The sequence below is a fragment of the Frateuria sp. genome (assembly GCF_035943815.1).
Lineage (GTDB): Bacteria > Pseudomonadota > Gammaproteobacteria > Xanthomonadales > Rhodanobacteraceae > Frateuria_A.
Genome location: NZ_DASZBU010000010.1, coordinates 202,324 through 227,074, shown reverse-complemented (window position 1 = coordinate 227,074; position 24,751 = coordinate 202,324). Strand labels below are relative to the sequence as shown.

At 69.3% G+C, this 24,751-nt stretch carries 20 protein-coding genes and 1 pseudogene; 11 read left to right on the top strand and 10 right to left on the bottom strand.

The features are described from left to right. Positions 1-168 precede the first annotated feature (168 nt). A complete protein-coding gene (gene polX / locus VGU65_RS06995; RefSeq protein WP_327474066.1) occupies positions 169-1,947 on the top strand; it encodes a DNA polymerase/3'-5' exonuclease PolX in 1,779 nt (592 codons plus the stop codon). On the opposite strand, the pseudogene VGU65_RS06990 reads toward polX, so the two are convergent. Both VGU65_RS06990 and VGU65_RS06980 read right to left on the bottom strand, forming a co-directional pair. After that, a pseudogene (locus VGU65_RS06990) lies at positions 1,944-4,652 on the bottom strand (AMP-binding protein); the annotation flags it as partial. The gene polX and the pseudogene VGU65_RS06990 sit on opposite strands and share 4 nt — an antisense overlap. A 180-nt stretch (positions 4,653-4,832) precedes the next feature. Next, a complete protein-coding gene (locus VGU65_RS06980; RefSeq protein WP_327474062.1) occupies positions 4,833-5,090 on the bottom strand; it encodes a PepSY domain-containing protein in 258 nt (85 codons plus the stop codon). 374 nt (positions 5,091-5,464) lie between these two features. Between VGU65_RS06980 and VGU65_RS06975 the strand changes: the two genes are divergently transcribed. The 3 genes from VGU65_RS06975 (at position 5,465) to ftsH (ending at position 9,636) form a co-directional block, all read left to right on the top strand. Then, positions 5,465-5,914: a CBS domain-containing protein gene (locus VGU65_RS06975; protein WP_327474060.1), complete on the top strand. Its 450-nt coding sequence runs from the start codon at positions 5,465-5,467 to the stop codon at positions 5,912-5,914. Next, entirely contained in the window at positions 5,911-7,692 is a 1,782-nt protein-coding gene (gene glgP / locus VGU65_RS06970) for an alpha-glucan family phosphorylase (protein WP_327474058.1), read from the top strand. The genes VGU65_RS06975 and glgP overlap by 4 nt, the downstream gene beginning before the upstream one ends. 69 nt (positions 7,693-7,761) lie before the next feature. Next, complete coding sequence (gene ftsH, locus VGU65_RS06965) at positions 7,762-9,636, top strand: ATP-dependent zinc metalloprotease FtsH (protein WP_327474057.1); 1,875 nt, start codon at positions 7,762-7,764, stop codon at positions 9,634-9,636. 51 nt (positions 9,637-9,687) lie between these two features. Here ftsH and VGU65_RS06960 read toward each other — a convergent pair whose 3' ends face one another. Beyond that, positions 9,688-10,131, bottom strand: coding sequence for an Hsp20/alpha crystallin family protein (locus VGU65_RS06960; protein WP_327474056.1), 444 nt, complete (start codon positions 10,129-10,131; stop codon positions 9,688-9,690). Between the two features lie 236 nt (positions 10,132-10,367). On the opposite strand from VGU65_RS06960, the gene VGU65_RS06955 reads away from it, so the two are divergent. The 3 genes from VGU65_RS06955 to VGU65_RS06945 all read left to right on the top strand — a co-directional run bounded on the left by VGU65_RS06955 (position 10,368) and on the right by VGU65_RS06945 (position 13,364). Next, entirely contained in the window at positions 10,368-11,447 is a 1,080-nt protein-coding gene (locus tag VGU65_RS06955; protein WP_327474055.1) for an efflux RND transporter periplasmic adaptor subunit, read from the top strand. A 235-nt stretch (positions 11,448-11,682) separates the two neighbouring features. After that, complete coding sequence (locus VGU65_RS06950; RefSeq protein ID WP_327474054.1) at positions 11,683-12,690, top strand: ABC transporter permease; 1,008 nt, start codon at positions 11,683-11,685, stop codon at positions 12,688-12,690. Next, on the top strand, positions 12,690-13,364 hold the full coding sequence (locus VGU65_RS06945; RefSeq protein ID WP_327474053.1) for an ABC transporter ATP-binding protein: 675 nt from the start codon (positions 12,690-12,692) through the stop codon (positions 13,362-13,364). The genes VGU65_RS06950 and VGU65_RS06945 overlap by 1 nt, the downstream gene beginning before the upstream one ends. Here the strand turns inward: VGU65_RS06945 and VGU65_RS06940 are convergent. Continuing rightward, positions 13,361-14,731 (bottom strand): alpha/beta family hydrolase, encoded by a 1,371-nt coding sequence (locus VGU65_RS06940; RefSeq protein ID WP_327474052.1) that lies wholly within the window; start codon positions 14,729-14,731, stop codon positions 13,361-13,363. The two genes, VGU65_RS06945 and VGU65_RS06940, sit on opposite strands and share 4 nt — an antisense overlap. 90 nt (positions 14,732-14,821) lie before the next feature. Beyond that, entirely contained in the window at positions 14,822-14,989 is a 168-nt protein-coding gene (locus VGU65_RS06935) for a dodecin family protein (RefSeq protein WP_327474051.1), read from the bottom strand. Between the two features lie 112 nt (positions 14,990-15,101). Between VGU65_RS06935 and VGU65_RS06930 the strand changes: the two genes are divergently transcribed. Next, positions 15,102-15,971, top strand: coding sequence for a universal stress protein (locus VGU65_RS06930; RefSeq protein WP_327474050.1), 870 nt, complete (start codon positions 15,102-15,104; stop codon positions 15,969-15,971). A 31-nt stretch (positions 15,972-16,002) separates the two neighbouring features. On the opposite strand, the gene VGU65_RS06925 is transcribed toward VGU65_RS06930, so the two are convergent. The 4 genes from VGU65_RS06925 to VGU65_RS06910 all read right to left on the bottom strand — a co-directional run bounded on the left by VGU65_RS06925 (position 16,003) and on the right by VGU65_RS06910 (position 20,425). Then, positions 16,003-17,364 (bottom strand): cytochrome C, encoded by a 1,362-nt coding sequence (locus tag VGU65_RS06925; protein ID WP_327474049.1) that lies wholly within the window; start codon positions 17,362-17,364, stop codon positions 16,003-16,005. A gap of 118 nt (positions 17,365-17,482) precedes the next feature. Next, a complete protein-coding gene (locus tag VGU65_RS06920; protein ID WP_327474048.1) occupies positions 17,483-18,370 on the bottom strand; it encodes a ribose-phosphate diphosphokinase in 888 nt (295 codons plus the stop codon). Next, positions 18,367-19,899: a thymidine phosphorylase family protein gene (locus VGU65_RS06915; protein WP_327474047.1), complete on the bottom strand. Its 1,533-nt coding sequence runs from the start codon at positions 19,897-19,899 to the stop codon at positions 18,367-18,369. Before VGU65_RS06915 ends, VGU65_RS06920 begins: the two co-directional genes overlap by 4 nt. Positions 19,900-19,906: 7 nt before the next feature. Next, the gene (locus tag VGU65_RS06910) at positions 19,907-20,425 is read right to left on the bottom strand and encodes a CBS domain-containing protein (RefSeq protein ID WP_327474045.1); all 519 of its coding nucleotides are present in this window, start codon (positions 20,423-20,425) and stop codon (positions 19,907-19,909) included. 62 nt (positions 20,426-20,487) lie between these two features. On the opposite strand from VGU65_RS06910, the gene VGU65_RS06905 reads away from it, so the two are divergent. Next, on the top strand, positions 20,488-20,910 hold the full coding sequence (locus VGU65_RS06905; RefSeq protein WP_327474044.1) for a host attachment protein: 423 nt from the start codon (positions 20,488-20,490) through the stop codon (positions 20,908-20,910). 29 nt (positions 20,911-20,939) lie between these two features. On the opposite strand, the gene VGU65_RS06900 is transcribed toward VGU65_RS06905, so the two are convergent. Then, positions 20,940-21,731, bottom strand: coding sequence for a putative universal stress family protein (locus VGU65_RS06900; RefSeq protein WP_327474043.1), 792 nt, complete (start codon positions 21,729-21,731; stop codon positions 20,940-20,942). Positions 21,732-21,962: 231 nt separating this feature from the next. Here VGU65_RS06900 and VGU65_RS06895 point away from each other — a divergent pair, with 231 nt between their 5' ends. Beyond that, positions 21,963-22,712 carry a response regulator gene (locus VGU65_RS06895; protein ID WP_327474042.1) on the top strand — a complete coding sequence of 250 codons (750 nt, stop codon included), beginning with the start codon at positions 21,963-21,965 and terminating at the stop codon, positions 22,710-22,712. A gap of 4 nt (positions 22,713-22,716) precedes the next feature. Beyond that, on the top strand, positions 22,717-24,750 hold the full coding sequence (locus VGU65_RS06890; RefSeq protein WP_327474040.1) for a PAS domain S-box protein: 2,034 nt from the start codon (positions 22,717-22,719) through the stop codon (positions 24,748-24,750). Position 24,751 lies beyond the last annotated feature (1 nt).

Sequence of the window (24,751 nt, the reverse complement as noted above, 5' to 3'; positions counted from 1 at the left end):
GGAAGCGTCGGTGGTGCCATGGGCGCCTGTTCCGACCTGCTACTGCAGGTGTCGACCTATGCCTGGATCGCTGTGGCACGCATTGCGCGATACGCGCGGGGGAAACTTGATCGGCGTCAAGCCCTCCTGCACCGACGCTGCCAGCGTTGGGCCGCATCGGAGACCCCCATGATTCAGTCCCCAGCCCTGTCCACCGCGTCGACCACGTCCCCTGCAATCACCGCGAGCAACGCCGAAGTCGGAGCCGCTCTGGACGAGATAGCGGACTTCCTGGAACTGGATGGCGCCAACCCGTTCCGCGTGCGCGCCTACAGGAACGCAGCCCGCACCGTCGGCGGCTGGCCGCAGCCGCTGGATACGTGGCGCGGCGCCGAGCACGCCCTGGCCGACCTGCCGGGCATCGGCGACGACCTGGCGGGCAAGATCGAGGAGACCCTGGCGGCCGGCTCATGCAAGCTGTTGCGTGAGCTGCGCGGCTCCCACCCGCGCGGCCTCACCGCGCTGCTGAAGTTGCCCGGACTCGGCCCGCGCCGTGCCCAACGGCTGCACGACGAACTGGGCATCGGCTCGGTCGGCGGACTGCTGCGCGCCGCCCGCGCCGGACGCATCCGGACGCTCAAGGGTTTCGGCAAGGACACCGAGCACAAGTTGCTGGAGGCGGCCGAGCTGTCCCTCGGCACCACGCCGCGCTGGAAGATCGTCGCCGCCCTGCAGCAGGCCGAGGCGATGGCGGCCTACCTCGGGGCCGCGCAGGAGCCGGCGCAGGTGCTGCTGGCCGGCAGCCTGCGCCGCTGGCGCGAGACGGTCGGCGACATCGACGTGCTGGTCGCGACCGGCAAAGGCCTTGCACTGACCCGGCGCTTCCTTGCCTATCCGCTGGTGCAGCACGTGCTGGCGCAGGGCGCCACCCGCTCAAGCGTCGTGCTGCGCAGCGGACTGCAGGTGGACCTGCGCGTGGTGAGGCCCGCGAGCGTGGGCGCCGCGCTGGTCTACTTTACCGGCTCGAAGGCGCACAACCTCGCCCTGCGCGGCCTCGCGCGCAAGCGCGGTTTGAAGATCAACGAGTACGGTGTCTACCGCGGCGCCCGGCGCGTCGCCGGGCTCACCGAGGCCTCGGTGTACGCCTGCGTCGGCCTGCCGCTCATCCCGCCGGAGTTGCGCGAGGATGCCGGGGAGATCGAAGCCGCCGCCGCCGGCAGCTTGCCCGCGCTGATCGAACTGAAGGACCTGCGCGGGGATCTGCACAGCCACACCGACGCCAGCGACGGCCGCGCCGACCTGGAAACCATGGCGCGCGCCGCCGCCGCCGCCGGGCTGGCATACCTGGCGATCACCGACCACTCGCACGGCCTGGCCGTCACCGGCGGCCTGGACCGACGCCGGCTGCTGGCGCAGGCGGAGGCCATCGACCGCTTCAACCAGACCCATGCCGGCCCCGTACTGCTCAAGGGCATCGAGGTCGACATCCTGGAGGACGGCCGCCTGGATCTACCCGATGACCTGCTGGGCCGCCTGGACCTGGTCGTCGGTGCCGTGCACAGCCATTTCAACCTCTCGCGCGAGCGCCAGACCACGCGGCTGCTGCGCGCCATGGACCATCGCTGCTTCAGCATCCTGGCGCACCCGACCGGGCGCCTGATCGGGGAACGCACCGGCTACGCCGTGGACCTCGAGCGCGTCGTGCGCCACGCGCGGGAACGCGGCTGCTTCCTGGAGGCCAACGCGCATCCGGACCGGCTGGACCTGGACGACGTGCACTGCCGCCTGGCCAAGGCCGCCGGCGTGCCGCTGGCGATCGGCAGCGACGCGCACGATGCCGCCGGCTTCGCCGCGCTGCGCTTCGGTGTGGGCCAGGCGCGCCGCGGCTGGATCGAGGCGAAGGACGTCGTCAATACGCTGCCGCTGGCCGCCTTGAAGGCGCGCCTGGCGAGCACCATGCGCGGCTAGCGGCCTCGCGCGTCCGGCATATCCGGACGCTCGCCGCCGGCGTCAGGCTCGCCGCAATGCTCCAGGATGGGCTTGCGGGCCTCGGCGGCAAGCCACAGCGCTTCGGTCCACGCGTCGGTGGTCGTGCGGGGATGTATCGCGGCGGCGAACGTGACCACGATGGCGCCCGGATGCGGCAGCCATTCGTCGTCGCGCAGCACGGCGCGCGTCCCCCGCAAGGCAACGGGTATCACCGGCATGCCGGCCTCGGCTGCCGCGACGAAGGCTCCAAGGCGGAAGTGCACCAGGCCCGGCATGCTGCGGAAGGTGCCCTCCGGAAAGAAGAGCACGTCGCCCGTGCCGTGGCTGACCCGCTGCAGGGCTTGCGCGTGCGTGTGCGGGTCGGAGCGCGCCACGAACACCGCGCCGAGCCGGCGCAGCATCCAGCCCACCAGCGGCAGCGTCGCGAGCTCCTGCTTGGCGACGAACGCCACCGGCCTGGGAAGCGCGCAGACCAGCGCCAGCGCATCGGCGTAACTGGCATGGTTGCTGACGAAGATGCACGGTTCCTCGGGCAAGGCTTCCGCCATGCCGACCTGGAGCCGGATGCCAGTCGCCGTCGCTACCATCCCCAGCAGCCGGCGTGCGGCCCACCACCGCGCCGCCAAAGGCAGGGGCAAGGCGAGCCACACCAGCAAGGGGAGCGCGGCCAGACCCAACAGTAGCCATGCGTATCCCGCGTAGGCAAGCAAGCCGGCGTGGCGCTCCAACCGTCGCAAGCGGTCCCACTGGGAACGCGCCACCACGGCCAGCAGACGCCAGCGGTCCGGCGTATCCACGTGACCGCCTTCGAACGCGGCCCGGCACGCCGACCGCCGCAACTTGCCACTGGAGGTTTTCAATATCGCCCCCGGCGCGGCGAGGACGACCTCATCGGCGGGCGCGCCGGCACAAGCCTGCACGGCCGCGTTGACGGCGCGTTGCACGCCCTGGCGCTGCAACGCGTCCGTCACCCGCGTTTCGGCGACGACGACCAGGCGTTCCGTCCCTTGCCGCTGCGTGCCGAACGCGGCCACGCGGCCACGGCGTATGCCGGGCACCTCGCCAACCGCCTGCTCGATGACCTGCGGATGCAGGTGCTGCCCGGCGCGGATGACCAGGTCCTTGGCCCGGCCGGTGAGGTACAGCTCGCCCTGCCGCACGAAGCCCAGATCACCGGTGTCCAGCCAGGCGCCGTGGAACAGGTCGCGGGTCAGTTGCGGCTGGCGGTAGTAGCCGGCGGTCGCACAAGGACCCCGGAACTGGATGCGTCCTTGCCGTCCTTCAGGCAGTTCATGGCCGTAGTCATCGACGATGCGCACCTCGTGCCCGGGCAGGGGTACGCCGCAGGAGACGAACCGCAGCGACGGCATTGCGGGATCGTCGGTGGCGACCACCTCGCCATCGCGAAGGAAGCGATCCTGCTCAACGCGAAGGACGCCCATGCCCCGCCCGACCGGCGGAAAGGTCAGGCCCAGGCTGTTTTCCGCAAGCCCATAGACGGGAAGCAGGGCCCCGGGCGACAGCCCGGTGCGGGCAAAGCGTGCGGTGAAGCGCTCCAGGGTGTCGGGAAACACCGGCTCGGCGCCGCAGAAACAGAGGCGCAGGCGGTGGAGATCCAGCTCATCGAGCGCCTTGTCCTCGACCCGGTGCAGGCACAGCTCGTAGGCGAAGTTGGGGGCCGCCGACAGGGTGGCGCCGAAGCGGTCCATGCTGCGCAACCACTGCTCCGGATGCAGCAGGAACGCCTGCGGCGGCATCAGCACCAGGGGAATGCCGAAATACAGGCTGCCCAGCCAAGCGCCGATCAGGCCATGTCGTGGTAGAGCGGCAGCCAGCTGACGAAGACGTCCCTGGCCGAGGCACCTACCTGGCGGCCCATGAGGCGGATGTTGGCGAGCAGGTTGTCGTGGCTGAGCATCACGCCCTTGGGATCGGCCGTGCTGCCCGAGGTGTATTGCAGCATGGCGAGATGGTCTGCGCGCCGCGGCGCCGGCCCCGACAGCTCTCCGTGCCCGCGCAGCGAGCCGACCGTGAGCAACCGTTCGACGCCTCCGGCCAGTGCCCCGATCGTATGGCGATGCGCGAAAATAGCCGGCGCCACGAGCAGGTATCGCGCGCCGCAATTGCGCAGGATGCCCGTCTGGCGGCCCCAGTAGTCGGCAAGCTCACCGGGTCGCAGCGGTGGGTACAGCGGCACGGGTACGCCGCCGGCGAACATGACCGCGAAGAAGGCGACCAGCAAGTCCGGGTGGGTCGGAAACATCAGCGCCACCGGTTCGCCCTCGTGCAGGCCTTCCCGCTGCAGGCCGGCTGCGACCTCGCCGGCTGCGGCATAGAGCCCCGCATACGTCAGTTGCACGCCATCGGCGTCGCCGCCGGCGAAGCGAACGTGCATCCTGTCCGGATGCTGCCGCGCATGCCAGGCCAGCACCTCCGGCAGCGTCCGGGCGTCCTCGGGTGTCGCCAGCGCGACCGGGCTCGCCAATGCCTCGGCAGGGCCGACGTCCGTGACCGCCCGCGGCGAGGAGGCCGCCAGGACGCGCAGCAGTTCGGCTGGCGTGCGTGCCTCGACGGCGAGTGTTTCCGCAATGGAGACGTGCAACCGCTTCTCCAGCCGCATCAGCAGCTCCATCCGCGAAAGACTGTCCAGGCCGAGGTCGCGGTCCAGTTGTGCGCCCATCCATACGGCTGGTGTCTGCGTGTCCCTTGGGTGCAGCTCACGCAGCAGCCTGCCGATCTCCTCGAGCAGGATGTCGCTACCGGGTACAGATGAGTCGTTCATCGGCTGCCCATCCTCACGATGGCCACGGCAAGGTCGCAGGCCTTCCTTGCGTCAGGTCGGAGCGCATCCGGCTCCATGCCGCTCACCAGCGCTCGCGAGTCGGAGTGTTTTCCAGAGTGGCACCGTCGTTGGCGTCGATGTCCACCCGGCGCTTCTCAGCCCGGCTGTTCCTGATGACGAAGGAGTAGCGCAGCCCACTGCCGCCGGGCTTGCTCTCGATGCGCTCGTAGACGATCCGGCCGTCGAATGCCCTGAGCGCCAGCGTCCTGGCCTGCTCGGGCTGGATCCTGGCCTGCTTGAGGTACTTCTTTCCCTTCAGCTCCTCGTCAAGGGATTTCATGCGGTGGCTGGTCTGCGCCCCGGTCTGCGTCGCGCCCTGCACCGCTCCCCAGGCAAGGCCACCCCCTGGGCACAAGGCCAGCAGGATTCCGGCGGCGGCCCATGTCGACCTGGTAACCATTGCATCCTCGCTCGGCGCAAGCGGCCCATCCGAGTGGCGTCATCGCCAACTTGCGGTAACGCCAGGAACTCCACCACACATGCGGTTCCGGTCCCGTTGCCTGCTTTACTCCGTAGCGGAGATTGCGAATTGACACCGCTCAACTGGCGTCGCGATGCAGGCTGCCGCGCCGCCCTCGACGGTGATTGACCGAGGTCAACTCGTATCCTCGCTCGTCGGCGGACGCTCCTTTCCCGCAGGGAGAGGAGCCGGCCATGCAAGTCCACGACATATGCACGCACCAGGTCGTTTCGATCAGCCCCGCCGCGTCGGTGACCGAAGCGGCGGGAGTCATGCGCAAGCAGCACGTCGGCATGCTTGTGGTCGTCGAGCAGCCCAATGGCGAGCGCATTCCCGTCGGGGTACTGACCGACCGCGACATCGTCGTGGAGGTCGTCGCGCCCGGGGCGCCCTGCGCGCAGTTGCGGGTCGACGAAGTGATGAGCCGCGATCCGGCCGTCTGCTCGCACGACGAGCAGCTGCTCGACGCCGTGGCGCGCATGCGCCTGCGCGGCATCCGCCGCCTGCCGGTGCTCAACGACAAGGGCGGCCTGTGCGGGCTGCTGAGCCTGGACGACATCTACGGCGCGCTGGGCGTCTACCTGCAGGAGATGAGCCGCGCGCTGACCCGCAGTCAGGCGCGCGAAATGGAATCGCGCACGTGACTCCCGCCCCCGCGGATGGGGCGGTTCCGTTTGCGCCCGCGGACGTTGCGGCCATCGGGCCTTACCTGCCGCGCACGCATATCGCGTATTTCTCGATGGAGATCGCGCTGGAGCCGCGGATGCATACCTACGCCGGCGGACTGGGCGTGCTCGCGGGCGACACGGCACGGGCCGCCGCGGACCTGGAACTGCCGATGGTGTTCGTCACCCTGATGTCGCGGGATGGCTACCTGCGCCAGACGCTGGATGCCCAGGGCCCGCTCGATTCGGCCGACCCGTGGACACCCGAAGACTTCGTCCATCCCCTGCGCGCCAAGGTGGCCGTCCTGATCGAGTGCAGGGAGGTCTGGGTGCGGCCCTGGCTCTACCGCCTGCAGGGCCGCCTCGGTCAGGTAGCCCCCGTGTTGCTGCTGGATACCGAGCTGCCCGAGAACGACCCGGAAGACCGCGAGATCACCGGCGTGCTGTACGGCGGCGACTCCACCTATCGCCTGAAGCAGGAGATCGTGCTGGGCATCGCCGGCGTGCGGGTCCTGCACGCGCTCGGTTTCGAAATCAGCACCTATCACCTGAACGAGGGGCACGCGGCGCTGCTTGGACTGGAGCTGCTGCGCCGCTATTCGTTGCCGCCGGATACGGTGGGCGCCGGCGAGCTGGGCTTCGATGCCGGGCCGGTGCGGAGGTCATGCGTCTTCACCACGCATACGCCGGTGGAGGCGGGGCACGATCGCTTCCCGTATGCCCTGTACGAACGCCTGCTCCCGGGCTATCTCGCAAGCGCCCAGGTGCGCCTCCTGGCCGGCGCCGACATGCTCAACCTGACCCAGCTGGCGCTCAACCTGGCGGGCTTCGTCAACGGTGTGGCCGTGCGCCACGCGGAGGTGACAACGCACCTGTTCCCGGGCTACGACGTGCGCGCGGTGACCAACGGCGTCTATCTGCCGGACTGGGTGCACCCGGCATTCGCCGCCCTCTTCCACCGTTGCTCCAACTGCTGGGTGCACGATCCGGAGACCCTGGCACGGTTCGACCAGATGCCCGATGCCGACGTGTGGCAGGCCCATACGCAGGCGCGCGACGAGCTGATCGCATTTGTTGCAGACCGCACCGGAGTGAGGCTGGATGCACGGTTGCCGATCCTGGGCTTCGCCCGCCGCATGACGGCCTACAAGCGGCCCACGCTGCTGTTTGCGGATACGGCACGGCTGCTTGCGATCCAGGCGAAGTCGCCCTTCCAGGTCATCATGGCCGGCAAGGCGCATCCGCGCGATGAGGAAGGCAAGCAACTGGTGCGGCAATTGCTTGCGCTTGCCCGGGACCTGGCGCCCCGGCTCGGTCTGGTGTTCCTGCCCGACTACGACCTGGACGCCGCCCGGGCCCTGGTGGCCGGCTGCGATGTCTGGCTCAACACACCGCTGCCGCCGCTGGAGGCCTCGGGCACCAGCGGCATGAAGGCCGCCGCCAACGGCGTGCTCAACCTGAGCGTGCTCGACGGATGGTGGGTCGAGGGCTGCATCGATGGCGTCACCGGATGGTCGCTGGGCGCCGAGCAGGACGAAGCAGCCGCGAGCCGCAAACTCTACGATTGCCTGGAGCAGATCGTGCTGCCGCTGTACCACCGCAACCGCGCCGGCTGGATCGGCATGATGAAGCAATCGGTAAGCAAGCTCGCCAGCTACTTCAACGCGCACCGGATGATGCGCCGATACGCCGCGGAGGCGTACCTCCAGCATCGATGGTCGGCCATCCGGAGCGAATCCGGCCATCCGGCCGGGTAGTGGCCGCCTCCCGCCCGCCGGCTTGATCTGCATCAAATGCGGCATGCGGCAGGCGGGCATAAACGACGCATGGACACTCCGCGGCGCCTCTCCCTCTGGTACTTCCTCGTGCCGCTGGGCGTTCTGCTCGCGCTGCAGCTGTCGCTGCCCCGACCCCGGCAGGAAGCCGTTCCCTACAGCCAGTTTCGCGCAGCGTTGGCTGCCGGACAGATCCAGAGCGTGCGGGTCGGCCAGAATGAAATCAGCGGGACGTTCAAGCCCGCGAATCCGGGAGCGGCACCGCGCCCGTTCACCACGGTTCCGGTCGAGCCGGGGCTTGCCGACGCACTCGCCGCAGCCAAGGTGGAGTTCAGCGGGGAGCCGCCTTCCAGTCCCTCCTTCCAGGTGTTCGCCTGGCTGGCTGCCGGCCTGCTCCTTTCCCTCCTGTGGCTGGGGCTGATGCGCAGGGCGACCGATGGCGGCCCCGCGTCCGGCCTGATGAGCGTGGGCAAGAGCAAGGCCAAGATGTACGTGGAGCGGGACATCCACGTCACGTTTGCCGATGTGGCCGGGGAGGACGAAGCGAAGGACGAACTAAGGGAGGTCATCAGCTTCCTGCGCAACCCCAAGCAATACGGGCGGCTGGGGGCGCGCATGCCCAAGGGCATCCTGCTGGTGGGGCCACCAGGAACCGGCAAGACGCTGCTGGCCCGCGCGGTGGCCGGCGAGGCGGGCGTTCCGTTCTACTCGATAAGCGGGTCCGAATTCGTCGAGCTGTTCGTCGGCGTCGGCGCGGCGCGCGTGCGCGACCTTTTCGAGAACGCGCGTGCGCAGGCGCCGTGCATCATCTTCATCGACGAACTGGACGCGGTCGGCCGCGCGCGGGGTGCCTCCCTGCCGACCAGCGGGCATGACGAAAAGGAGCAGACGCTCAATCAGTTGCTCAAGGAAATGGACGGTTTCGACCCCAGCAGTGGCGTGGTGCTGCTCGCCGCGACCAACCGCCCGGAGATCCTGGACCCTGCCCTGCTGCGGGCAGGTCGTTTCGATCGCCAGATCCTGGTCGATCGCCCGGACAAGCAGGAGCGCGTTGCCATCCTGCGTGTTCACTTGGCCAAGCTGGTGCTCGGCAGGGACGTCAACGTCGAGGAAATCGCCGCCCTCACCACCGGCTTCAGCGGCGCGGACCTGGCCAACCTCGCCAACGAGGCCGCGCTGCTGGCCACGCGAAGGGGCGCCTCGGAGGTGGGGATGGACGACCTGGCCAACGCGCTGGAGCGCGTGGTCGCCGGCCTGGAGAAGCGCAGCCGGGTGCTCAGCGCACGGGAGCGCCGTATCGTCGCCTTCCACGAGGTCGGGCATGCGCTGGTCGCCCTCGAGCTGTCGGGCGACACCAAAGTGCAGAAGCTCTCCATCGTGCCGCGCGGCATCGGTGCGCTCGGCTACACGATCGAGCGTCCGACCGAAGACCGCTTCCTGATGCAGCGGCAGGAAATGATGCAGCGCCTGGCGATGCTGCTGGGCGGACGCGCCGCCGAGCTTATGGTCTTCGGTGAGGCCTCCACCGGCGCCGCGGACGACCTGGTCAAGGCGACGGCCCTCGCGCGCGGCATGGCGACGCATCACGGGATGATCGGCGAGCTCGGTACCGTCAGCTACGAAACCGACGTGGCGCCCCTGCTCGGTACCGCCGGCGACGCCTGGCAGCCGCGTCGCTATGCCGAGGTCACCGCGGCGGCCATCGACCGTTCCGTCCGCCAGTTGCTCGACCAGGCCCTGCTCTCGGCGACCGACGTGCTGCGGCGCCACCGGACTGGACTGGACGCGGCGGCGACGCAACTGCTCCTGCACGAAACGCTCAGCGGCGACGACCTGAAGGCGATCGTGCAGCAGGCCGATCGCCCGGCCCAGGTGCAGGCGCAAGCAACGGCCAGCCCCGCGCAGCGCCTGGCGGACCGCGCCTGAGGCAAAAAAAGGGCGTCCACGCGGGACGCCCCCAGACACCCGATTTCCGTATCAGCCGACCTTGATGCGCCGCTGCTGGCCGTTTTCCTTCTTGGGCAGGTGCAGCCTCAGCACGCCGTTCTCGTAGCGGGCCTGTGCCTTGGCGTCGTCCACGTCGGTGGGCAGGCTGAACGAGCGGAACACCTGCCCGTAGTAGCGCTCCGTGCGCACTTCGCGGCTGCCGTCTTTCTTCTCCGACTCACGTCGGGCCTCGGCGGTGATGGAGACCAGGCTGCCGTCGATCGTGACGTCGATGTCTTCCTTGCGCACGCCGGGTACGTCGGCTTCGATCTCGTAGGCACCGTCGTTCTCGGTTATATCGACGCGGATCTCGGGCGCCACTTCCAGGTCCCGCAACATCGGGCGCAGACCGAAACCGCGGAAGAAGTCGTCGAAATCGTTGGGGTCTGCGCGAGAAAGGGACCTTGCGGGGTTCCAGCGGGTGAGCATGTTCATGATGCAAGCCTCCATTGAGATGGGGGGAAGTCCCCGCGCTCGACATCCGGCAGGGACCGGCTCGGACGCTACGCCGCACGGCCGAACGAGGATTGATCGACATCAAGCCGCCGCATCGCATCCCTGCAGAACCCACTCCTTGACGTGCATCAAGGGCACCCGCCGATGGCGCCCTATGCTTCGGGCGAAACGGTTCGGCGTGCTTCGGATGGCCCCGCTTCCGCGGAGCCACGCGAATGCCAGACGATGCACTCCCCGCCAAACCGGCCATCGCCCCCGTCGCTTCACCGCGTCCGGCACGCCGCCGTCACGTCCTGGCATGGCTCGTAAGCATCGCGCTCGGCCTCGGGCTGGTCGCGCTGGTGAGCTGGCGGATGCTGCCGCCGCAGGTTGCGGTCGTGCAGCCGCATCGAGGCCAGGCGATCGAAGCGGTTTACGCCACCGGCACGGTGGAGTCCACCATCATGCTGCCGATCGCCGCGCGCATCACCGCGCGCCTGGTCGAACTGGACGTCGACGAAGGCGACCGCGTGAGCGCCGGCCAGCAACTGGCCCGGCTGGAGGACACCGACCTGGCCAGCAGCCTGGCGCAGCTGCGCTCGCAGGCGGCGTTCGCGCAGGCCTCGTACAAGCGCTATGCGGCCCTGCTCCCGCGCGGCGTCATCGCACGCGTGCAGTACGACCAGGCGCGCGCCGACTGGCTCTCGGCACGATCGGCCGCCGACCGCGCGGCGGCGGAACTGCGCTATGCCCGGCTGCTGGCGCCCACCGCCGGCACCGTGATCCGGCGCGACGGCGAGATCGGCCAGCTGATGACGCCGGGCCAGGCAGTGTTCTGGATGGCCGTCGATTCGCCACCGCGCGTGACCGCCGACGTGGACGAGGAAGACATCGCGCGGGTGACGCCGGGGCAGCCCGTGCTGATCCGCGCCGACGCCTTTCCCGGCCAGCTGTTCCAGGGGCGCGTGCAAAGCGTCACCCCCAAGGGCGACCCGACCGCCCGCAGCTACCGCGTGCGCATCGGGATCGACGGGCGTACGCCGCTGCGCGTGGGCATGACCGCCGAGGTCAACATCATCGTGCGCCGGCACGACCATGCCCTGCTGGTGCCCGACACCGCCCTCGACGGCGACCGGGTGTGGCTGGTACGTGCGGGCCGCCTGCAGTCGCGGCGCGTGACCACCGGGATCCGCGGCGAGCGGCAGGTGGAGATCGCCACCGGCCTGTCGCCCGACGACACGGTGGTCGTGGCGCCGGCGCAGGGCCTGCACGAGAACGCCAAGGTCCGCGTGGCTTCCGCCGGAGCGGCGCGATGATCCGCCTGCTCGTCACCATCGCCGCGCGGCACCTGCTGGCGCGCCGGCGCCAGAGCATCGTCTCGCTGCTTGGCGTGGTCCTGGGCGTGTCCTTCTTCCTGTCGATCTCGGCCATGATGCGCGGCTCCGAGCTGGACATCATCCGCCGGCTCGTCGACAACGCGCCGCACATCACCATCGGGGACGACTACCGCAACCCCACCCTGCAACCGGTGACGCAGGTTTTTCCCATGCCGTGGTGCAGTTGCACCACGTGGTGCCGCAGACCGAGACGCGCGGCATCCGCGGCTACCCCCAGATCCTGGACTTCCTGCGCCGGACCCCGGGCCTGCAGGCGTCGGCGCTGCTCAGCGGCCAGGCGCTGGCGAGCTTCGCCGGCAAGGACCGCGCGATCGGGCTCAACGGCATCGTCGCCAGCGAATACGCACGGGTGTCGACGATCCGGCGCTACATGGTGCGCGGGTCGCTGGACGGTCTGGAGGTCAATCCCAACGGCCTGGTCATCGGCGACGAGCTGGCCCGCCTGATGAGCCTGTCGATGGGCGACAACCTCAACCTGGCGAGCACGACCGGTCAGGTGCGCACCTTCAAGATCATCGGCCTGTTCCACACGGGGCGGTCGGATTTCGACGCGGGCCAGGCCTTCGTCGCACTCAAGCGGGTGCAGTCCATGCTGGATCGGCCCAACCGCATCAATACGATCATCATCAGACTGGCCGACCCCAATGCCGCACGTACCGAAGCGGCTCGTATCGAACAGCGCGTGCGCTACAAGACCGTGTCCTGGCAGGAGCGCTCCGAGGACCTGATGAGCGCCCTGGCGATCCGCCGCGTGATCATGTTCGCCGTGGTCGGCGCGGTGCTGGTGGTGGCCGCGTTCGGCATCTACAACGTGATCTCCACCGTGGTCCTGGAGAAGCAGCGCGATATCGCCATCCTGCGCGCGATGGGCTTCGAGGCGAGCGACATCGAGCGCATGTTTCTCGCGCAGGGTGCGCTGATCGGCGCACTGGGCAACGTCTTCGGAATCGGGCTCGGCTGTCTGTTGATGGTCGGGCTGATGCGCATCCATTTTCGCGTCCCCGGCAGCACGGACATCACCTACCTGGCGATCGACTGGAGTCTGTTCCAGTTCGCCCTGGCCGCGGGCGTGGCGATGCTTGCAGCGATGACCGCCGCCTACCTGCCGGCCCGGCGCGCGGCCAAGGTCGAGCCGGTCGACGTGCTGCGCGGGGGCACCTGATGGCCGAGGCGATCCGCCTGGAGCACGTGACCCGCCGGCTTCAGAGCGAGGTGCCGGTCACCCTGGTGGACGACGCGAGCCTGCACGTCGACGGCGGCGAATGCGTGGCGATCACCGGCCCCTCCGGCTCGGGCAAGTCGTCCCTGCTCTACCTGATGGGATTGCTCGACCTGCCGAGCGAGGGCCGGGTCTGGCTCGGCGGCGACGACACCGCCGACTACGGCGAAGCCGAGCGTTCCTGGGCGCGGCTGCGCGCGATCGGCTTCGTGTTCCAGTCGCATTTCCTGCTGCCGGAGTTCAGCGCCTGCGAGAACGTCATGCTGCCGATGCGACGGCTTGGCGCCTTCGACGACGCGGCGATCCGCGAACGGGCGCGCGCTTTGCTTGGCGGCCTCGGCCTGGAAGCACAGCGCGACAAGTGGCCGCGCCAGCTTTCCGGCGGCCAGAGCCAGCGCGTGGCGATCGCCCGCGCGCTGGCCAACGATCCGATGCTGGTGCTGGCGGACGAACCGACCGGCAACCTGGACAGCGTCACCAGCCGCAACGTGCAGCGTACCGTCCTGGCGCTGGCGCACGAGCAAGGGCGTGCGGTGGCGGTGGTGACGCACGATCCCGACTTCGCCGCCCAGGCGGACCGGCGCATCCGCATCGTTGACGGACGCATCCAGCCCTAGCCGGCCAGCCGTCCAGCGTCTCGCCCGTCCGCCGGTTTCCTGCGCGGTGCGCGCACGCGCCCACCCAGCCAGCACGTGAACCAGTCGCGAGCCAGCTTCGCGGCCGCATCGAGCGTGCCGGGCTCGTGGAACAGATGAGTCGCTCCCGGCACCACCGCCAGCTCGTTCTTGCCGGAGATGTGGCGTTGAGCGGTGCGGTTGATCGCCAGGACGTGACTGTCCTCGCCACCCACGATCAACAGCGTCGGTGCAGTCACACGCGTCAGCGTGCCGGCCCCGGCCAGGTCGGGCCGCCCGCTGCGCGAGACGACCGCGACGACGTCGCGCGGACGGTACGCGGCCACGGCCAGGGCCGCGCTGGCGCCGGTATTCGCACCGAACAGGCCCAGCGGTAGCTTGGCCAGCGCGGTGTCGCCCTTGATCTGGGCCACTATCGCAGCCAGCCGGTCGGTGAGCGCGGCGATGTCGAAGGCCGAAGCGCGCGATTGTTCTTCCTCCGGGGTCAGCAGGTCCACCAGCAGCGTCGCGATGCCCGCCTGCTGCAGTGCTTGCGCCACGCTGCGGTTGCGCGGACTGTGCCGGCTGCTGCCGCTGCCGTGGGCGAAGATCACCAGCCCGCGCGCACGTTGCGGCACTGCCAGGTCGCCCGCCAAGCGCACGTCCGGCAACTCGAACGTGAGCGGCTCGGGGGCCGGCAGCCCCGCGGCGGACTTCGATGGAACCGACAGCAGCCGCAACACCTCGACATCGTCGACCGGCCGGAAGTCGCGGTAGAACGCCCCAACGGCGCGGAAATACGCCGGCGCGTGGAGGCACACGATCTCGTCGGCCAGGTCGGCCAGATCCTCCAGCTTGTCCGGTGCCGCAACCGGCACGGCGGCCACCAGCAGGGCGGGACGTTGCTGGCGCACGGCTTCCAGCGCGGCGCGCATGGTGGCGCCGGTGGCCAGGCCGTCGTCGACCACGATGACCACGCGGCCGGCAGCATCGACCGGATGGCGCCCCGGACTGTAGGCGAGGCGGCGCTTGCGGATGACCGCGAGCTGCCGCGCGGCTTCCGCACGCACGTAGTTCATGCCCACCCCGTCGGGACAGCATCGAGCCAGCCGTTGGATGTGGCCTTGCTCGTCGACCGCGCCGATGGCTACCTCGCAGTTGACCGGAGATCCGAGCTTGCGCACCAGGACCACGTCCAGGTCGCCGTCCAGCGCATCGGCGAGGATCCGGCCGACCGGAACGCCTCCACGCGGAATGGCGAGCACGAGGGGACGCTGCCCGCGGTAGTCAGCCAACGCCTCGGCCAGCTGCCGGGCGGCGTCCGCACGATCGGCGTAGCGCCTGGTAACGGATTGCGGAAAATCGTTCATGATGGATACCCCGTAGCCGCGGATGCATGCGCGGCACCTCGCGATTCATGGTTCTCAGCCCAGCACGAAGCTGACGCGCATGCACACGCGCTAGGCCGTGATCCTGCCGTCGGGCCCGGTGACCACCTTGGTTTCGCTGAGCCAGGCTCCCGTGATCCCGTCCAGCGTGCGAGCGGCCTTCTCCAGGCCTTTCCGGACGGCGTCCTCCACGCTGTCGGGTGATTCGGAGATGATCTCGATGACCTTCACGACGCTCATGGCGGGCCTCCAGCGATTCGATGGCTCCCATGACGGACCGGCATGGGTGTGTCCACCGTAAGCTCCCCTGTGCTGCGGGATTTGATTCCGATCAACTGCCGGCCGTTCGGGTATGGCGACGGTCGAGTTGATCCTGGTCAACAGCGCCCGTAGCGGCCTGGGCATGCTGTGCGCACGCGCTTATGTGGGCACACCCATGACCGAACTGATCGTTACCGTGGCCGAACCGGAGCGCGAGGCGCCGCTGCTCGACTATGCCTTCTCGCTGGCCCGCCAATGGCACGCCTGGCTCACCGCGCTCTGCGTGATCCCGGTCGACGCGCTGGTGCTGGCGCTACCCGAGGCGACGGCCGTGCTCGCCGGCGAGGAGCGCGATGCCCGAGCCGAAGAAGACTGGTGGCGACAACGCTGCGCGACCGCCGCCGTCCCGGGCCGGTGGGAGGTCGTTCGCGGGGTCTACCACAAGGTCGTAGCCGAACGAGCCAGCCTTGCCGACCTCGTCATAGGCCGCCTGCCCGGCTGGCCGACCAGCCTGCAGGACGCCTCGCGCCGCCTGGCCGAGACGCTCGTCCATGGCGTCTGCCCGGTGATCCTCGTACCGGATGACTGGATCCCCCGGCCGGCGCTGGGCCACGTACTGCTGGGCTGGAACGGCAGCGCGCCCGCCGCTCGCGCAGCGCGCGCGGCGTTGCCGTTGCTGCGGATGGCCCGTCAGGTCACCGTCCTTGACGGTTCCGGCGACGCGCAGCCGGTTGCGCCGTTACGCGACTGGCTGGGCAGACAGGATGTGCAGGCCAGCTGGCAACCGTTCGGCGTGACCGGCGATGCCGGCGAGGCGATCCACAAGGAAGCCGCTCGATTGCAGGCGGATCTGCTGGTGCAGGGGGCGTGGGGGCGCCGCCCATGGAGCGAGCGTTTGCTGGGCGGCGTCACCCGTTACTCGCTCGGCCACAGTCGTACCCCGCTGCTGCTCGCGCCGTAAACGGGGCCTTGGCCGGCAAGGCCCCGCGGGCTCAGATCGCCAGCCACAGGAAGACGAACACGCTGTCGTTGTCGTGCGCATTGCGTCCGGCGTCATCGACGTTGCGCACGCGACCGGCAAACCGCGTGTAGTGCGTGTACTGCGCCCCCACGCGCAGATTCGCCCATGGCTGCAACCAGGAGTTGGCGCGGCCGAAGGGATTCCAGTCCACTTCCAGGCTTGCACCACGCGTGTCCGGTCGCCCCGAGGGCGCGTACAACAGTCCGTCGCGGCTGCCGTCGGCGGCGAACCAAGCCACGGTGGCGCCCCAGGTCTGGCGATACCAGTAGCTGGCATTGGCCTGCCACGCCGAAAGCGTGCCGTGGAGATGCTCGGCGCCGTCGGCCGCAAAGGTGGCGTCCAACCGCTGGCGCTCGTGCACGTACAGCACATTAGCGGTCACCATGTGATCGCCCCCGATGCGCTGGTAGCTCGCGTCGATGCCCAGGTCATGGAAGCGGTCCTGCGGACCCGCCATGGCAACCGTCTCTCCGGCGGCATTGGTGGTGGTCAGCCCGCGCTTCACGTCGAGCGCGAAACCGCCCAGCGTGAAGCTCCCCGCCGGCAGGTTCCAGGTATAGGCCAGCCGCGCGTAGGGCGTGATGCCACCGAGCCGCCCGCCATAGTCGGCGTTGACCTTGCGCAGGAAGGAGGGCGACAGCGAGCGGTAGACGCCCGCTTCCGCATACAGGGCACCGTCGATCTGCACATAGCCGTTCAAGCCGATCACCTGCCCGCCGAGCGCGCCGAAGAGGACGGGCTGGGCAGGCGCGCCCGGCGCGAGGTCGGCGGCCATGTAGGGGTATTGCCAGGCGGGCGCCGTGTTGAAGACGTCGGTCACCGTGGGGTTGTTGTTGAGCGAAATGCCCCAGATGCCGCCGTGATGCTGGCCGGTGAAGGTACGCGCATAGCGCAGGTCGATGTTGTCCCAGCCGAGCAGGCCGCCGTTCTCCGAATAGGTGGCCTGCGCGAACACGCCCAGGTGCTCGCTCAGGCGCCCGGCGAGGAACGCGGACACCTGCTGCAGCTCGAGGTTGTCGTTGCGCGAGAACCCCTTGGCCGGCACCTCCTCCTGGGCCTTGCTGGTGCGGGTGAAGGATTCCACCAGCATGGCGGACAGCGGCACGTCCGCCCCGTTCCCGCCCTGCAATGTGTAGCCGAGCAACTTGAACTGGCGCCCGAAGGCGGTCAGCTGCGGGCCGAATCCACCTACGTGGCAAGCCGTGCATGGCTGCCCCGTTTGCCTCGCGTAGGAAGGAACGGCGAGGACGTGCCACGGCAACAGCAGCAGGGCCAGCGGCAGGTTCTTCAGCAAGCGGCGGATCCACGGCTGGAAGGTACTGGGGGATCGCATGGCAAGACTCCCAAGGCTCAAGCGCCGGGGACGAACATCGCATCCGCGCGGTCGACGGGTGTTGACTTCGATCAAGCGAGCGGAGACTGCGCACCCGGCGGCGGTCGCGAACGCATGCTCAGGGGCTGCCGCAGGACAGGACGAGCTCCGCCAGCCGCGCACTGACGTCGATCACCGCGAACCGGCCGGGTACGGTGTTGGTCGTGACCATGCGGGACATGCCCGCGGCGTGCAGCCGCTCCCAGGCATCGCGGGTGAGCAGGCCGTGCACGACGATGCCGAACACCTCCGCTTGCGGCAGTACCCTGCGCACCTGGCCCAAGGCATCCAGCAGCGTGCATCCCGACGACGCCATGTCGTCGAGCAGGACCGGGGTGTGTCCACGCCAGGCATCCAGCGACGGCAGCTGCACGCTCACCTCGCGATCCCCGTGCCGTTCCTTGTGGGCCACGGCATAGGGAGCGTCGATGCGGCATGCCACCGCGCGCACCCATTGGGCGCTCTCGCCGTCAGGCCCGATCAGCAGGGGCCGCGGCACGTTTTCCGCGATCCACGTGGCGAGGTCGGGTGCCGCGTGCGCGACGCACGTACGGCAGGCGAAGACCTCGCCGAGGTCGCGTATCCGGTGCAGGTGCGGATCGACCGTGGCGATCCAGTCGAAGCTGGCGCCGAGCAGGTTGCCGAGGACGCGGGCCGAGATGGCTTCCCCCGGACGGAATCGCGCGTCCTGGCGCATATAGGCAAGGTAGGGCGCCACCAGGCCCACCCGCGAGGCGCCCAGGTCGCGAGCGGTCGCCGCCGCGAGCACCAGCGGGAACAACTTGGCATCCGGCCGATCGAGCGTGCACACCAGCGCCACCGCGCCCTGCGGCGGCGTCACCAGCCGCAGCAGCGATTCGCCGTCGGGAAACCGATGCAGGTCCAGTTCGCCGCGCCGCCATCCCGTGTGGCGGCAAAGCGCGTCGGCGAAGTCCCCGTTGCCCGGCATGGCATACAGCAGGCTCATGGCGCTGCCCCGACGTCGACGATGCCCGGATGGCGCGCCACGTACTCCAGCGCGTAGGCCAGTTCGCCCGGGCTCTGCGCATGCAGGGTGAACAGCGGCTGGCCACGCGCCACTGCGTCGCCCAGGCGCACGCCGACGGCCAGGCCGGCCAGGGGTGAGAGCGGAGCGCCGGCCAGCTTTGCCGCCTGCGCAAGGCGACGATTGTCGATGGCCTCCACCCTGCCCTCACGTGTAGCCACCACCGGATGCCGGTAGGGGGCGACACCCGGAGCGCGAAGCCCACCCTGGGCCTCGCAGATGGCCTGGAACTGGCGCCACGCGCGCCCGTCGTCCAGACACCCCCGCGCCACCGCCAGCGCCTGCGCACCCTCGGCACGGCCGCCGGCTTCGAGCACCGCGGCCGCGAGCGCCAGCGAACGCTCGCGCAGATCCAGCGGCTGCGCGGGCAGGTTCCGCAGCACGGCAAGCACGTCGTGCGCTTCCAGCGCAGGCCCCACGCCACGACCGACCGGCTGCAGTCCGTCGGTGCCCAGCACCGTCAGGCCCAGGCCGAAGCGGGCGGCCACCGCGAGCAGCATCCGCTCGAGCGTCCGTGCGTGTTCCATCCCGCGCACCTTGGCGGTGGGGCCCACCGGCATATCGATCACCACTCGGGTCGAGCCGGCGGCGATCTTCTTGGAGAGGATCGAAGCGACCAGTTGCCCGGGGCTGTCGATGTCGAGCGCGCGCTCGATACGTATCAGCATGTCGTCCACCGGGGCGAGGTTGATCGCCCCACCCCATACCAGACACCCGCCGGTGCGCTCGACGACCTTGCGCATGCGCCCGATGTCCAGTTGCACCGGCGCCAGCACCGCCATGGTGTCGGCCGTCCCGGCGGGCGAGGTGATCGCTCGCGACGAGGTCTTGGGCATGACCAGCCCGAGGCTGGTGGCGATGGCCACCACGATCGGGGTGGTCCGGTTCCCCGGAAGTCCGCCGATGCAGTGCTTGTCCGTCACGACCGGGTTCGGCCAGTGCAGTCTCGCACCGGTATCCACCATGGCTCCGGTCAGCGCAGCCACCTCGTCCAGCGTGAGGTGGTCGCCGCTGCAGGCGGTGACGAACGCCGCCATTTCGACGTTCGAGTAACGCTGCGCGGCGATGTCCGCGACGATCGCGTGCAGCTGGGCATCCGCCAGCGTCCCTCCGTACAGCTTCGCCCGGACGTTCGAGAGCGACTCGACGCTCGATGGATGGGACAAGGTCGCGTACTCGTGCTCGGCAGGCTGCAGGTTCAGCCAGGCCGACTCGCACAGTCCGATCTCGTCGGCAGCCAGCCAACGGCCCTGCACGATCGCCAGTGTCGTCATAAGGTGACGGTCACCGATGCTCACCTGCAGCCTCGAGTGCGGCCCGAAGCCTTCGCCATGGCAGGCCGGGGAGGCTTGCGGGAGGTAGACCACGTGCTCGCCTCCCGTGTCGATGCCGATGCGACGCGGAAGGAGCCGTTCGCCCGGAAAGGGCGAGTCTGGCAACGGCGCGATCACGGATCTCCTAGAGGTAGGCACGATCGAGCGTGGACTGGACGTTGAGCGTCTGGTTGATCCGGTCCGACAGCGCGGCGAGGGCCACCAGCACGTCGTCCGTACTCACGATGCCGACCAGCGTTCCGGCGGCGTCGACCAATGGAAGCCGTCGCACGCCATGCTGCTGCAGGGTTTCGACGATCTCGTCGATGGACGCCTCCGGATGGCAGCGCAGCAGCGGCGCGGACATCATGTATTCGAGCGCGGTGGTGGCCGGGTCGATGTGCGCTGCAATGCCCCGCATCACCAGATCGCGGTCGGTCACGATGCCGACGGGGAGCGCCCGGCCGCGTTCCTCGCGCGTCACCACCAGGCAACCGGCTTGATGCCTGCGCATGATGCCGGCGGCTTCGGTAACCGTCATGGATGCGTCGGCCTGGATCACGCGTCGGCTGCCGATGTCGATGGCACGCATGGCGCCTCCTCGTTGGCTGGTGCCGCAGGCAGGATCGACCGTTCCGGCTCCCTGCCAATTGACCAGGATCAAATGGCCCGTGTCCCGCAGACCTACCCTGCCGATGCAACGTCACTGCCCGGCCGGAGCGAGCCATGAACAAGACGTGGGTATTGGTGGCCGATAGCGAAAAAGCCCGCCTTTTCGAGTACGAATCCTGCAGCGCGCCCTGGGAAGAAACGGCCTGCTTCGTGAATACGGAGGCGAACCATGGGCCGACCTTCCAGCGGCCGCCGCGGGTCCATGAGAGCGTGGGGCCGACCCGTCACGCGATCGAGGCGCACACCGACCCGAAGGACAAGGCCGCCGCGCGTTTCGCCTCGACCCTCGCCGCCACGCTGCGCACCGGGCACGAGGAGCAGCGCTTCCAGACGCTCGTCATCGCGGCGGCGCCGCGTTTCCTGGGTACTCTCCACGGCCAGTTGGGCAAGGCAGTGCAGCAGTGCGTGGGGCGCGAGATCAGGCACAACCTCACCAACCTGGACAGCGCCGGCATCCGGGACTATCTGCTCAGGTGAGCGGGCCAGCCATGGGACCGGCCATGGGATCAATGCGACAGCAGGATCGGCCGGTCGATGTGGCTCAGCAGGGTCTGGGTCAGCTGGCTCCGCCCGAAGGCGCTCGTCCAGTGGTGACCGTAGGCGCCCATCACCAGCAGATCGGCACCCATCCGGTCGGCGATGTCGGCGATCGACACCTCGCGGTGCCGCGAAGGATCGAGCGACTCCCACCGGGCAGCCACGCCCTGTCTGGCCATCCATGCCTGTAGCGGCAACGGCGAGGGGGTGATGCCCGGCAGGCAGGCCTGCTCGCCGTCGAGCACGCAAACCTCCGCGGCCTTGGCCAGCAGCGGGAGCGCCGCGCGGATGGCCGTCGCGGCTTCGGCCGATCCGTTCCAGGCCACCAGGATCCGCGTACCCGCCGCCATCTTCCAGGCGGCAGGCACCAGCAGGAGCGGGCCTGCCGCCTGCACCAGGGCGCGGTCCGGCTCGGGCGACTGCGCGTTCCGTGCGCCGCCTGCGACAGAGACTTCCAGGCAGACCAGGTCGGCCAGCCGCGAGCGCTTGGCGACCGCTGCGGCCAGCTCGCCTCGAAGGATTTCCCATTCGCCTTCGATGCCCGCCTGTCTGCATTGACCCAGCCACCATTCCCGCCGCGCGCGCGCGCTGCGCTCCTCGGCCTCCAGCAGGGTCGTCTCGAACGAGAGCGCCACGGGCGGTTGCAGCGGGAGCACCTGGAAGCCGCAGGCGAAGGCGCCCAGGCGCCGGGCCACCGAAAACGCCGTTTCGAGGAAAGAGCCGCCCGCGTGCGGGCCGGCATCGACGAGCAGCTCGAGCATGGGGGTTTCTCCCGGGCGGTGGACGGAACAGAGCATCGCCCGCTTGGGTGCGGCGCCTGTTGACGAGGGTCAAATCGGCGCGTCGGTTGATTTGACGCGCTCTTAATCCACTTCGCGCGGACTTTGGATGTTTCTTGTTATAAAAAGGTGGTTTTGGCTGAAAGAGCCGGGGCGGACTCCCGTTTCCCGGCGGGAACCCGAACGCCACTCCCTAGCCCGATGGGGGCTTCCGTGTCAGCGCATGACACCGACAAACAAGGGATATCTTTCCGGCAGGCGCACCTGCTGGTCGTCGACGACGATATCGAAGTCGCCGCGCTCCTCAGGCGCTATCTCTCCGCGCAGGGTTTCCGGATGAGCATGGTCGGCAACGGCACCGACATGCTCCAACTGCTTGCGACCGACACGGTTGACCTGGTGCTCTTGGATCTGGGCCTGCCAGGCGAAGATGGCCTGGAGCTGACCCGACATCTGCACGAGCACTGGCACGGACCGGTGATCATCGTCACCGGGCGGGGCGATTCGGTCGACCGCATCGTGGGATTGGAAGTCGGCGCCGACGACTACGTGACCAAGCCCTTCGAGCTGCGCGAGCTGCTCGCGCGCATCCGCAGCGTTCTGCGCCGCTCCGCAGAACGTCCACGGCAGGCTGCATCGCGGCCGGCGGTTTACCGGTTCGCCGGTTATCGGTTCGAGCTCGACAGCAGGACCCTGACCGCGCCTTCGGGCGATTCGGTGCCGTTGACCAGCGGCGAGTACGGGCTGCTGCGGATCCTGGTGACCCACGCCAACCGGGTGCTTTCGCGCGACGAACTGATGAACCACCTCTACGGCAGGGACTCAGGCCCGTACGATCGCGCCGTCGACGTCCAAATCGGACGCCTGCGGCGCAAGATCGAATCGGACCCGGCCGCGCCCACGCTCATCAAGTCCGTGCGGGGGGCGGGCTACATCTTCAGCGACACGGTACGCCAGGAGTAGCGCCATGACTTTCCCGCGCCTCGTCGGCAATGAGGACCTGTTCCGCACGCTCTTCGAGATGGCGCCGGATGCGATGGTGGTGGTCGATCAGGCTGGCGACATCGTCCTGGCGAACCCGCAGGCCCACGGACTGTTCGGCTACGCGCCGGGGGAATTGGTCGGGCAGCGGGTGGAAAGCCTGCTTCCCGAGGGCGCGCGCGCGATCCACGCCACCCATCGCTCGCGCTACATGGCCCATCCTCGCGTCCGTCCGATGGGTGCCGGCTACGAACTGACGGGCGTGCGACGCAATGGCGACGCCTTTCCCATGGAAATCGCGTTGGGACCCGCGGGAGATGGTCTCTACGCCGCGTCGGTGCGGGACATCTCCGAAACGCAACGTGCCCGCCAGGCCCTGGAGCGCGCGCGTCGGGATGGCTACCTGGCCGAGCTGGGCAGGCGGGTGCTCGAATCCGGTCGCGACCCTTCCCTGCGCGTCGCGGTTTCCGCGTTGATCGCCGAGGCGCTGGCGGTCGATGGCGCGGCGATAGCGGTCGGGCTTCCGGGCGGCAGGACCTTGCCCATCCGTTCGGCCAGCGGCCTCACGCCCGCACTGGTCGACGCCCTGGCGGACGCCTTTGCCAAGGACCACCTGGCCGCGCACCTGATGCAGAGGCAGCGCACGGACGTGTGGATGCTGACGCGGGCTCCCAAGGACGAATTGCCTGCCTTGCGTGCGGCGCTCGCCGCGCACGGTTTGAGCGATGCGGCGATCCTGGCGCTGCTGGATCGGCACGAAGTGACCGGAGCGCTGCTTGTGCTCACCCACGAGCCTCGCAACCTGGACAGCGACCAGCTCCACTTCCTGCAACTGGCGGCCAACATGCTCGCCGCGGCCATCCAGCGCAGTCGAAGCGAAGAGCAGCTCGCGCATGCCCAGCGGCTGGATGCGCTGGGCCAGCTCACCGGCGGCATCGCTCACGACTTCAACAATCTGCTGACGATCGTCTCGGGCAATCTGCAGATGCTCGAAGCCGAGTACGGTGAGATTGCCGACGCCCGTGAACTGGTCGATGGCGCGTCCCGCGCGGTCGACCGCTGCATCAACCTGACGCGCAAGCTGCTTGGTTTCTCCCGGCGCCGTGCCTTGAGTCCGCGCGGTGTGCGGCCCCAGCAGATATTCGACGACGTCGGCGACATGTTGATGCGCACGTTCGACGCCCGCATCCACGTGAGCCTGGATTGTCCCGCGGACATTCCCGTCGTCTATGCCGACCCCGGCGAACTGGAAACCGCGCTGGTCAACCTGTCGATCAACGCGCGCGATGCCATGCCCGAGGGTGGCTCGCTCCGCATCAGTGCCCGCGAACGCCATCTGGTGGCCGACGAGGCAGGCGGTTTGCCGGCGGGCCGGTACGTGGTGTTCCTGGTCGAAGATTCCGGCGCCGGCATGGCACAGGACGTGCTCGACCATGCGCTGGAACCATTCTTCACCACCAAGGATCCCGGCAAGGGCAGCGGCCTGGGGCTGAGCATGGTCTACGGTTTCGCCAGGCAATCGGGCGGGCGCCTCACCATCGGCAGCCAACCCGGTCGCGGGACGCGGGTGGAGATCCTGCTACCGACGGCGCCCCCGCAGGAAGAGGCCGGCGAGTCACGCACGGCCGGTAGCGTCAGCCCGGGCCACGCGCGGGTGCTGGTGGTCGAGGACGAGCCGGGTGTGCGCAAGGTGGCCGTCCGTTTCCTGCACTCGCTCGGCTACGACACGCTGGAAGCCGCAGACGCCACACAGGCGTTGGCGCTGCTGCGCGGGGACAAGGGCATCCGGCTGCTTTTCTCGGACGTGGCCCTGGCCGACAACGCGAGCGGATTCGAGCTGGTGCGCGAAGCCCGGCGCCTGCGTCCGGGACTGCCCGCGCTGCTGACCTCCGGCTACGAACATGCGACGGAGGGTGCGGACGAAGCCTTGCCCGAGGGCGTCAGGCTGCTGCACAAGCCCTATCGAGTGGAGCAACTGGGCGAGGCCCTGGCCGGGGCCATGGAAGCCCGCCGGGGCTGAC

Coding starts and splice junctions, on each gene's coding strand:
- ftsH (WP_327474057.1), top strand. CDS start 7,762: ATGGACACTCCGCGGCGCCTCTCCCTCTGGTACTTCCTCGTGCCGCTG.
- VGU65_RS06905 (WP_327474044.1), top strand. CDS start 20,488: ATGAACAAGACGTGGGTATTGGTGGCCGATAGCGAAAAAGCCCGCCTT.
- VGU65_RS06925 (WP_327474049.1), bottom strand. CDS start 17,364: ATGCGATCCCCCAGTACCTTCCAGCCGTGGATCCGCCGCTTGCTGAAG.
- VGU65_RS06900 (WP_327474043.1), bottom strand. CDS start 21,731: ATGCTCGAGCTGCTCGTCGATGCCGGCCCGCACGCGGGCGGCTCTTTC.
- VGU65_RS06920 (WP_327474048.1), bottom strand. CDS start 18,370: ATGAGCCTGCTGTATGCCATGCCGGGCAACGGGGACTTCGCCGACGCG.
- VGU65_RS06940 (WP_327474052.1), bottom strand. CDS start 14,731: ATGAACGATTTTCCGCAATCCGTTACCAGGCGCTACGCCGATCGTGCG.
- VGU65_RS06930 (WP_327474050.1), top strand. CDS start 15,102: ATGGCGACGGTCGAGTTGATCCTGGTCAACAGCGCCCGTAGCGGCCTG.
- VGU65_RS06945 (WP_327474053.1), top strand. CDS start 12,690: ATGGCCGAGGCGATCCGCCTGGAGCACGTGACCCGCCGGCTTCAGAGC.
- VGU65_RS06980 (WP_327474062.1), bottom strand. CDS start 5,090: ATGAAATCCCTTGACGAGGAGCTGAAGGGAAAGAAGTACCTCAAGCAG.
- VGU65_RS06955 (WP_327474055.1), top strand. CDS start 10,368: ATGCCAGACGATGCACTCCCCGCCAAACCGGCCATCGCCCCCGTCGCT.
- polX (WP_327474066.1), top strand. CDS start 169: ATGATTCAGTCCCCAGCCCTGTCCACCGCGTCGACCACGTCCCCTGCA.
- VGU65_RS06975 (WP_327474060.1), top strand. CDS start 5,465: ATGCAAGTCCACGACATATGCACGCACCAGGTCGTTTCGATCAGCCCC.
- VGU65_RS06935 (WP_327474051.1), bottom strand. CDS start 14,989: ATGAGCGTCGTGAAGGTCATCGAGATCATCTCCGAATCACCCGACAGC.
- VGU65_RS06960 (WP_327474056.1), bottom strand. CDS start 10,131: ATGAACATGCTCACCCGCTGGAACCCCGCAAGGTCCCTTTCTCGCGCA.
- VGU65_RS06890 (WP_327474040.1), top strand. CDS start 22,717: ATGACTTTCCCGCGCCTCGTCGGCAATGAGGACCTGTTCCGCACGCTC.